This is a genomic window from Deltaproteobacteria bacterium (genome assembly GCA_016930875.1).
In the GTDB taxonomy this organism is placed as follows: Bacteria; Desulfobacterota; Desulfobacteria; order Desulfobacterales.
In genome coordinates this window covers 1-9,148 of the sequence record JAFGFW010000073.1, presented here as the reverse complement: position 1 = coordinate 9,148, position 9,148 = coordinate 1, and the positions used below count along the sequence as shown (strand labels likewise).

The 9,148-nt window shown below is 50.2% G+C and carries 8 protein-coding genes; 2 read left to right on the top strand and 6 right to left on the bottom strand.

The window, feature by feature from the left end; genetic code table 11:
* Positions 1-247: 247 nt before the first annotated feature.
* The 4 genes from JW883_07245 to JW883_07230 form a co-directional block, all read right to left on the bottom strand.
* Positions 248-850 (bottom strand): hypothetical protein, encoded by a 603-nt coding sequence (locus JW883_07245; GenBank protein ID MBN1842058.1) that lies wholly within the window; start codon positions 848-850, stop codon positions 248-250.
* A gap of 88 nt (positions 851-938) precedes the next feature.
* On the bottom strand, positions 939-1,511 hold the full coding sequence (locus JW883_07240; GenBank protein MBN1842057.1) for a hypothetical protein: 573 nt from the start codon (positions 1,509-1,511) through the stop codon (positions 939-941).
* A 94-nt stretch (positions 1,512-1,605) separates the two neighbouring features.
* Positions 1,606-3,756, bottom strand: coding sequence for an alpha-glucan family phosphorylase (glgP, locus tag JW883_07235; protein ID MBN1842056.1), 2,151 nt, complete (start codon positions 3,754-3,756; stop codon positions 1,606-1,608).
* 7 nt (positions 3,757-3,763) lie between these two features.
* Positions 3,764-5,011 (bottom strand): glycosyltransferase, encoded by a 1,248-nt coding sequence (locus JW883_07230; protein MBN1842055.1) that lies wholly within the window; start codon positions 5,009-5,011, stop codon positions 3,764-3,766.
* Between the two features lie 778 nt (positions 5,012-5,789).
* On the opposite strand from JW883_07230, the gene dnaJ reads away from it, so the two are divergent.
* Complete coding sequence (dnaJ, locus tag JW883_07225; protein MBN1842054.1) at positions 5,790-6,923, top strand: molecular chaperone DnaJ; 1,134 nt, start codon at positions 5,790-5,792, stop codon at positions 6,921-6,923.
* A 19-nt stretch (positions 6,924-6,942) separates the two neighbouring features.
* On the opposite strand, the gene JW883_07220 is transcribed toward dnaJ, so the two are convergent.
* Positions 6,943-7,257: a hypothetical protein gene (locus tag JW883_07220; GenBank protein MBN1842053.1), complete on the bottom strand. Its 315-nt coding sequence runs from the start codon at positions 7,255-7,257 to the stop codon at positions 6,943-6,945.
* Positions 7,258-7,487: 230 nt separating this feature from the next.
* On the opposite strand from JW883_07220, the gene JW883_07215 reads away from it, so the two are divergent.
* The gene (locus tag JW883_07215) at positions 7,488-8,531 is read left to right on the top strand and encodes a DUF21 domain-containing protein (GenBank protein MBN1842052.1); all 1,044 of its coding nucleotides are present in this window, start codon (positions 7,488-7,490) and stop codon (positions 8,529-8,531) included.
* Positions 8,532-8,586: 55 nt separating this feature from the next.
* Here JW883_07215 and JW883_07210 read toward each other — a convergent pair.
* Positions 8,587-9,148, bottom strand: a 562-nt coding sequence (locus JW883_07210; GenBank protein MBN1842051.1) for a glycosidase, incomplete at its 5' end; no start/stop codon positions are given.

Sequence of the window (9,148 nt, the reverse complement as noted above, 5' to 3'; positions counted from 1 at the left end):
TTCCGCAGTAAATAATTTCCCGTCAATGAGGCCCATTTTTTCCCTCGAAGAGGGATGATACTTGTTGCCTTTCTTCAGGAAAGGCAAAAAAATCCTGTCCATCCAGTAAATCCTGTCTATGATGTTAACGCCTTAAACGGCAGAGCCTTTTCAATTCTCACCGGCAGAGCCGGTGGATTATTTTTGATTTAGATCTACGGGACGATCCTGTCCGGGAGTGATACCAAAAAAGCCAAAAGACACGGGGTCATTTTGGATTGGCCGCTGTATAGGCATCGATGAAGGAATCCACCAGGCCCATCACGTCTGCATGAATCCGCATTAAGCGACGAAAGCCAACGGAGCCGGCTGACCATGTGGTGGCCATTCCCTGCACGGCGGGGTCTCTGAGGAGAGAAACCCGCTGCCGGAGAGCCACATCGACCCTGTACACATATTTGTGCGAATCCCCGCCCTTGGAGATCTGTTCTCCTTCCACAGTGTATCCGATCTTCTTCATGGCGTCGGGCATGAGAAAATCGACTTTCACCAGAAGGACTGTCTTGTTGGAAGATTTTCCGAAGACCTCCTCCGACTGAAGCCGTATCCCGGCCTTTTCAAGCCTTCTTTCCACACTCATCTGCACCTGATCTTGAACCAAGCCTCCTTTCCGGAGTTCCTTTGCCAGTTCGGGACCGAAATCCTTGACCTGCACATAAACAGCATCCAGACCGCGAAGCAACGTTAGCGTTTTCGGGTCTTCGCCTGCGGTGGTTGATACGTTCAAAGCGACTGAAAGTACAACTCCAAAAAACACAAAAAAAACCTGCGATCTCTTCATCTCCATCACCCCCAAAATGCATTTCGTCATGTGTCTACTACATGGTCAATTCGCCAGGAAAGCCGCTCCATTGGCGTTATCCGATACACCCATCTTGGTGGAGCGGGTTGACTCTCGCCTATCCTTCATCGAACAAGGAAATCTTCCCGTTTGCCGTATCAAAAATCATGGCCTGGAAAGGCCTCGTGCCCTCATATCCTTTTGAACCGAGATATCTGGATTCTGCGCCACCTCCTCCGGTAACGACAAGTGGGATACCTCGGTATTCCTTGCGGTCATAGGAGTGAATGTGGCCAAAAAAACACGCTCGAATCCGTTCGGGAAAATCATCCAACACGCCCAGAAATCGAGCGGTGCACTCAGCGCTCAAAGAGTGGAATGCCCAGCTTTCCATCCTCGGGGGCATGTGCATGTAGATGATCGCATCATGATCGATTTGCCGGTGGAGCCACCGGGCTTCTTCTTCTGTGAAGCGTTTCTCTGACGTATCGACCCCAATGAACCGCCATCCTCGGAATTCGGTCACCCCGTGTGGCGGCCCCCAATACTTCTGGAAAACGCTCAAAGGCCGGTCATGATCCCCCATGGCAACGTGCCATTTCCAGGGATAACGCCCGCAGATGGTCTGGAACCTTTCATGTTCTGCCGCTGTCCCGGTCATCGCGACATCGCCGGCGACAAACACATGCATGGGCTGAAATGCCTCCCACAGATTGTCCGTGAGCCTTATGAAGTTGGTTTGCCAATCCTGCCGACAGGCCGGATCTCCCAAAGTTGTTTCTGCACTAAGAAGGACTACCGCCCTCAGATCCATCCAAGACTTTCGAATAGAATTTGTCGATATATTCACGAGCCATCCTTCGGGCAGAAAAACGCCACGCATTGCTCTTGATGGACGCCTTCATGAGGCCGACCCAATCATTGGGAACGCCGTCTGTTGAGGCCATGTAGTATCGTGGAACGACTTCTTCTTCCAGGATTCTGTAAATCGCTTCGGCGTCTGCCTGATCGCCACGGCCATCTACCTCTTCATGGCCAAAAGCCCATCCGTTTGTGCCGTCAAATCCTTCTATCCACCAACCATCCAATATGCTCAGGTTTGGCACTCCATTGAGCGCTGATTTCATGCCGCTCGTGCCACTGGCCTCCATAGGAGGAAGGGGGTTGTTCAGCCATACGTCCACCCCGTGAACCAAATATTGGGCAAACTGCTCCCCGTAGTCTTCCACAAAGGCAATCCGCCCGCCCAATGAAGGATCGCGGGTCATGTTGAATATTCTTTGCAGGATTCTTTTGCCTGGATCATCGGCCGGGTGGGCCTTGCCGGCAAAAATGATCTGAACGGGTCTCCATCGGTCGTTCAGGAGCCTTTTCAACCGCCCCATGTCGAAAAAGATGAGATCCCCCCGCTTGTATGTGGCAAAACGCCGGGCAAATCCGATGGTCAACACAGACGGGTCCAGGAAGCTTCCGCCAGCCAGGACCCAGGAAGGGCTCACATGATCCGCGGACCATCGACGGCGGGACCTCTCTCGAATAGCATCGATCAACTTGATCTTTAACCAGTAGTGGGTCTTCCACAGTTTCTCGTCCGGAATTTTGTCTATAGCCTCCCACACCGATGGATTATCATGGTCGTCCAGCCAGTCCGGCCCCAGGTATTCGTTGAAAAGGAGTTCCAACTTGGGCTCAATCCATGTGGGCACGTGAACACCGTTGGTGACGTAGTCAATGGGGACCTTGTCCTCCGGTTCGCTAGGCCACAAACATTGCCACATCCGTCGGGTGACTTCGCCGTGTTTCCGGCTCACGGCATTGCGATGCCCTGACATTCGAAGCGCCAGAACCGTCATGTTGAAACCGGCATCTCTCTCGCCGGGATGAATTCCCAGTTCAAGGAAACGGTCATGGCCCAGACCCAGAGAAGGCCAGTATGAATGGAAGTATTTCTCCATCAGATGAAACGGGAACACATCATGGCCGGCCGGAACGGGCGTATGGGTGGTAAAAACGGTCCTGGCCCGGATGATTCCACTGGCTTCCTCAAAGGGTCTGCCTGCCTGAACCAGATCCCTGATGTCCTCCAGAAGGGCAAAGGCGGGATGGCCTTCGTTCAGGTGTAAGGCAGAGTACCGGAGGCCCAGTTTCTCAAGGACCTGGGAGCCGCCAATACCCAGTACGATTTCCTGGCGAAGGCGCTGTTCAACGTCGCCAGAATATAGCTGGGCGGAGATGCCCCGGTTCCATGGATCGTTGATCTCGATATCCGTGTCCATGAGATAAAGACATATGCACCCAACCTCGGTTTTCCAAACTGCCACGTGAATCGGCGGGTCAATCAACGGCACCTTTACCACAACTTGCCGGCCCTTTTCATCCAGGACCCTGGAAATGGATGCGGCGTCTCGGTCCAGCACCTGATGGGCCTGCTCCTGCCAGCCATCCTCGCGGATATATTGTCGAAAATACCCCTCCGGGTACATGAAGCCCATGGCCACCAAGGGAACGCTCAAGTCACTGCATTCCTTGAGGAAATCACCGGCCAAGAAACCCAACCCGCCGGCATAGAAAGGCAGTGAATGGTGGAGACCATATTCAGCGGAAAAATAGGCTATGGGCCGCAGATTGGGATCTCGGGTTTTTTCCAAGTAACAACACTCTTTTGACGCAATGTCTTTTTGAAATCTGGAAATCACGGAATCATAGCTTTTCAAGTAGTCCGGATCATTGGCAGCCGATTCCAGAACCTCAGGAGGAAGCACTCTCAACATCTTATCCGGATTATGCCCCGTTTCCTTCCAAGCTTGCCGATCCAGTCTCTTGAAAAGCATCCTTGCGGCCGGGTGCCAGCTCCACCACAGGTTTTCGGCAAGGTCTTCAAGCGCCCTAAGCCGTTCTGGAAGGTTGGGAAACAGAAGTCTCCTCGGCTCTTTCATCTTGCTCCTACCCTTTCTGCTCCTTGGTATCCCAGAGTTGAACCAGATAGTCTTTTTCGTCTTCAAAAACCTGGGCCTGTTGCTCCACGACTTCTTCTGCTTCAATGGAGGTCATTTTCTTGGTCTGATTGATAAAGGATGCCACCCGACCGAGATAAAGCGGTGTAACCAGAGAGACCAGTTGTGTCCGGTTGTCGCTCCAGCGATGGAATGTGGCGGCCGTTTCATAGAGAACCATGGCCCATGTTTTCACCGGCATGACGAATTTGGTTTTGGCCTTTTTGGCGCATTTTTTCAATGCCTCGAAACAATCAGGGTAGAAAATATCCTTGTAAAGCCCTTTGAAATGGCGAAATCCTGTTTTGTATTCCTGCACCAGCCGTTCGAGATTCACTTGGATGGGATCGGGCTCCATGAGTTTTTCGAGTCCGAACAAAGGAACTGTCCGGCTCCCTTTCACGGCCTTCCAGGCAGTTTCGTTTTGCTCCATAAGTACGAACAGCGTGTGAATCACTTGCCGAAACATGGGCCCAAGGGATTCGGCTGGATCTTTGGCATCGTGTATCTTCACCCCCAGATTAGACTGGCAGATGTTGAAGTTATTGGTGATGGCGTTGGTGGTCATCCAAATATCGATCCCGTAACGCGCTACATCTGTTTCCCATACATCCTGTTCGATGTAGTACTTGGCCAGGTCACCCACAAAGGCGAAGTCCCCACCAATGGGCTGTCGTATTCTCAACCCATACAATGCTCGGGTCAGGTTGTACACGATATTGTTGGTAATGGTTCCGTCGTATTTGTATCGGGAGTAAAGCGGAGAAACGTATTGGTAATCCTTTTTCAAAATGGGTTCGAGGAGATACTTGACCCAATCACTTGTTATGGAACGTAGGTCAGAGTCTACGACCATGCAAGCTTTCACCTTAAGGCGTCTGGCTGCCTCAAAGATGGACCGAAAAGCCGAACCTTTGCCGCCGGGCCCTCGGTATATAGACACGATCTTTTCCTGCCACGGCTTGATCTGAAATTCCTTGGCCACCTCCCTAGTGTCATCGGTGGAACCGCCATCGGCAATCATGATGACCGATCGAAGGTCCTTGTAATGGTTAAAAAGCCCGTGGGTGACCATCTGAATCACATGGTCGGTCGTCCCCTGGTTATTGTAACAGGGAATCCCCACCAGAATGTCGGCACGTTCTATCTCCTCAATCCTTTTGGAGGTATACCCTCTGAGGCCCGTGTCGTATCCCATTTTTCCCCCTTTTCCAGCAAGAAAGCGTGTTCCTCTGGTGTCCAGGTCGGTACTAGCAATTGCGCAAAAGATTCCTGTCGCCCCGGAATTCGAATCTTTTTTTTCCTAACATTTGCATTCCCTACTGTCCACGACTGAAGTCATTCGTCCCACAATGTGGCCCTGTTTCCCGAAGGGTAAACAACATGGCAGGTTTTTCGCTTTTCATGGATGTCACTGTCGGTGGATTTCTGAACAATGCATCATGAATGCTCAACCAAATGTTATTCTTGCTTTTTTTTCTTCTGTTGCCATGTTGTTTATGCAACATTAGGGTTTACCTGAGACATCTGATGCCGCAGGTGTTGTATCCGCGATTGGCGTTGAATGCTTCAACCTCTTGTCTTGCTTTTAAGAAGGGGGCCTAGGATCTTTGCCTGGATCTCATATGGAGCCTGACGGTTCTCCCCAAACCAATACCTTTTTAGCCTATGGGGGCAGACATGGTCAATAGCGCCATCGATTCTCCGGGTTTTTCTTTTGACATTGATTAACCCTGCTTTTATGTCTGTTGGGCGCCTATTTTGTTAACCCCATAACAGATTGTTTGTAAAGCATTTAGTGCCTATGGCGAACAAAAAACCAGAATCGCGGGTTCTTATGGTTTCCGGAACGGAAACCCGTTGAACGGTCATACCGGGTTTGGTATATGAAATAACCAGTCGATACGGTCCGAAAAAACAGAACGAGAACCAAGGAGTGCAGTTAAGCGCAACAAAAAGCCAGAGAGGAATCTTTCGTGTCTAAAGACTATTACGACGTTTTAGGCGTACCTAAAAACGCCTCTGAAGAGCAAATAAAAAAGGCCTATCGAAAACTCGCCAGGAAATGGCATCCGGACATCAACCCGGGCAATAAAGAGGCGGAGGAAAGGTTCAAGGCTGTTGCGCAGGCCTACGATTGCCTGGGAGACAAAGAAAAAAGAAAGCTCTATGACGAGTTTGGCGAAGAAGGCCTTCGCGCAGGATTTGATGCCAAAGGGGCCCGACAATACAGAAAATGGAGCTCTGCTGAGCGAGCGGGAGGTGGCCGAGCCTGGCAGGATTTCGGGCAGTACCACAGCTACGAGGACATCTTCGGGGATCTTTTCGGCGCTGGGCAAAGAGCCGAACCCTTTACTTCCACGACCGTTTCTGCAGGCAGAGATATTGAATACGATATGAACGCCGATTTGGTCTCAGCTCTGAAAGGATTTGAAACCCACATATCCATGCAAAAACTGAAGGTGTGCGCTGGATGCCAGGGTTCGGGGTCAGATCCAAAGGTTGCGGCCGCAACCTGCCCGTCCTGCAACGGAACCGGGCGTATGGACGTGGCAGAAGGTCCTCTGCATTTTACCAAGGCCTGTCCGCAGTGCCGGGGCCGTGGAAAAACGGGAAAAGTCTGCAGTCAATGTGGAGGGACCGGGCAAGTCCCTGGCACAGAGAAGATCAAAGTTGTCATCCCACAAGGCGTCAAAGAAGGTTCAAAAATCCGGGTAGCCGGAAAGGGAGAGCCTGGTTTTGGAGGTGCGCCGGCAGGTGACCTCTATCTGGTCATGCATGTAAAAGCCCATCCTTATCTGAAACGGAAGGGGAACAACCTCTACATGGAAGTGCCGGTAACCGTTGCTGAAGCCATGGCGGGCGCCACCATCACCGTTCCGACGATAGATGGACAAACCAACGTCAGGGTCCCACCCAAAAGCCAGAGCGGTCAGACTATGAGGCTGAAAGGAAAAGGCGCATCAGATCCCAAGACCAAACAGCGTGGCGACCTCATGCTGAAGCTGGTCGTCAAGGTTCCCAAAACAGACGACCCGACAATACTTGAAGCGGCGGAAAACATGAATCGGTTCTACGAAGGGAATCTGAGGGGTGATATCCGATTGTAACAATCCAGCAAGAAACACATCACGTCTGCCTCAGAGATTCTCGTAAGTCTTTGGCCAGGGTTTCCAAAATGCCGTCGAATTGTTTTCTCATGGCAATCATATTCCGTCTCATTCGCAGGATAACGTCGACGCCTGCCAAATTAACCCCCATCTCGGCAACAAGGATCTTTGCTAGCCGGACTTTTTCCAGTTCGCTCGAGGGAAACACCTTTGAAGAGGGATCGTCACCGCAGGTCGGACAGACAATTTCCTCCTCTTCCAGTTGACAAAGAAAGGCCTCGTCTATTTCAAAAAACTCGACGATCTGGGTGACTGTCCAAAGTTCCTTTTTCATAGCCTAAAGCCCTCGCCTTGCAATCAAGAATCCAATTTATTGTTACCAGGGGCAAATCAATCTTCCAAATGCCTCGCCATTTAAACACAATGGCCGGCGCCTTTTCAAACGATATGACTGCATGAAGACTTTTACTAGAAATGCATTGTAATATCAAGTTATGAACTGTATGAAACACAACAGAATTTCTTTGAAGATGGCGCAAAACCTTTGCCTGGAGGATTTATTCAATGAAACTCCTAATATGGTTAGGGATAGGTTTTTGCATCACCCAATCGGCCATGTTTTCCGGTCTCAATCTGGCTTTTTTTAGCATCAGCAAGCTGCGGCTGGAAATGGAAGCGTCAAAAGGCAATCAAAAAGCCATGAAGGTCCTTGCATTAAGAAAGGACTCGAATTTTCTGTTGACCACAATCCTGTGGGGAAATGTAGGCATTAACGTTCTTTTGACACTGCTATCCAATTCCGTTCTTGCCGGTGTCATGGCGTTTTTGTTTTCCACGGTGATCATCACATTCTTTGGTGAAATAATACCCCAGGCGTATTTTTCTCGACACGCCATAAAAATGGCTTCTTTATTGTCGCCCGCTCTTCGTTTCTACCAAATACTGCTTTTCCCCGTAGCAAAATCAACGGCCCTGATCCTCGACAAGTGGCTCGGGACCGAAGCGGTGCAATACTTTCGGGAAAGGGACTTTCAAGAAATTATAGATATGCACATAAAAGCCGCAGAAACCGATATTGAAAAGGTCGAAGGAAAAGGCGCCTTGAATTTCCTAGCAATAGACGACATAACGGTTGCTCGTGAAGGAGAACCTATAGATCCGAAAACGATTATCAGTCTTCCATTCGAAAACGATATGCCGGTTTTCCCGACCATTGGACCTTCGACGGAGAATGATTTTCTGAAGGCAATCCATATGGCTGGGAAGAAATGGGTCATTATTACGGACCGTTCCGGGGAACCAAGAACGGTTCTGGATTCAGACGGCTTTCTAAGGTCTGCGTTGTTTGAGCTTCGACCTTTTCCCTATCTTCACTGTCACCGTCCTATCATTGTCAGAGATACCACGGCACGTTTAGGAGAAACCATACCCCGTTTGAAAGTCCATGCGGAGGGACCGGACGATGATGTCATTGATGAAGATATCATTTTGGTATGGGGTGAACAAAAACGGGTCATTACGGGTGCCGATATCCTAGGAAGACTTCTTCGAGGCATCGTTCAACAAAAAAGCGTTCCTTTCCAAAAACTGGTTGAAAGAAAAGCATGAAGCATTTGTAGTACAATCTTGACTGTCTGACCTTTGTGCAAAGTCGTCCCAGTGTTCAAGCTACCGTGTGCATGCAGTCAATTAGTTCGCTTACATTAACAGTTGCTATGCCGCATGTAATATCAGACATGCCGTAGGGAATGACCAGGTCGCTATTGTGGAAAATCGCGCCGCAGGTATAGACAACATTGGGGACATACCCCTCGCGCTCTTCCTCACGCGGTGCAAGTAACGGCTCTTGAAGGCGGGCGATGATTTTTGCCGGGTCTTCAAGATCGAGCAGTATGGCGCCGATGCAATACTGCCGCATGGGCCCGACACCGTGGGTGAGCACGATCCAGCCTTTATCGGTTTCCAGGGGGGAACCGCAGTTGCCGATCTGAATGAACTCCCAGGGCCATGTTGGCTCCTGGATGATTTTGGACTCCTGCCAGAAATGGATATTGTCTGAGAACATGATATGACTATTTTCACCGTCCTGGCGCGAGAGCATAACGTAGCTGCCGTCAATTTTGCGCGGGAAAAGAGCCATACCCTTGTTTTTTACTGCTTTGCCGTTGAGCGTAATAACTTTAAATTTGATAAAATCCTTTGTTTCAATCAGCTGCGGGAGGATT

Coding starts and splice junctions, on each gene's coding strand:
- JW883_07245 (MBN1842058.1), bottom strand. CDS start 850: ATGACGAAATGCATTTTGGGGGTGATGGAGATGAAGAGATCGCAGGTT.
- JW883_07240 (MBN1842057.1), bottom strand. CDS start 1,511: ATGCATGTGTTTGTCGCCGGCGATGTCGCGATGACCGGGACAGCGGCA.
- glgP (MBN1842056.1), bottom strand. CDS start 3,756: ATGAAAGAGCCGAGGAGACTTCTGTTTCCCAACCTTCCAGAACGGCTT.
- JW883_07230 (MBN1842055.1), bottom strand. CDS start 5,011: ATGGGATACGACACGGGCCTCAGAGGGTATACCTCCAAAAGGATTGAG.
- JW883_07220 (MBN1842053.1), bottom strand. CDS start 7,257: ATGAAAAAGGAACTTTGGACAGTCACCCAGATCGTCGAGTTTTTTGAA.
- JW883_07215 (MBN1842052.1), top strand. CDS start 7,488: ATGAAACTCCTAATATGGTTAGGGATAGGTTTTTGCATCACCCAATCG.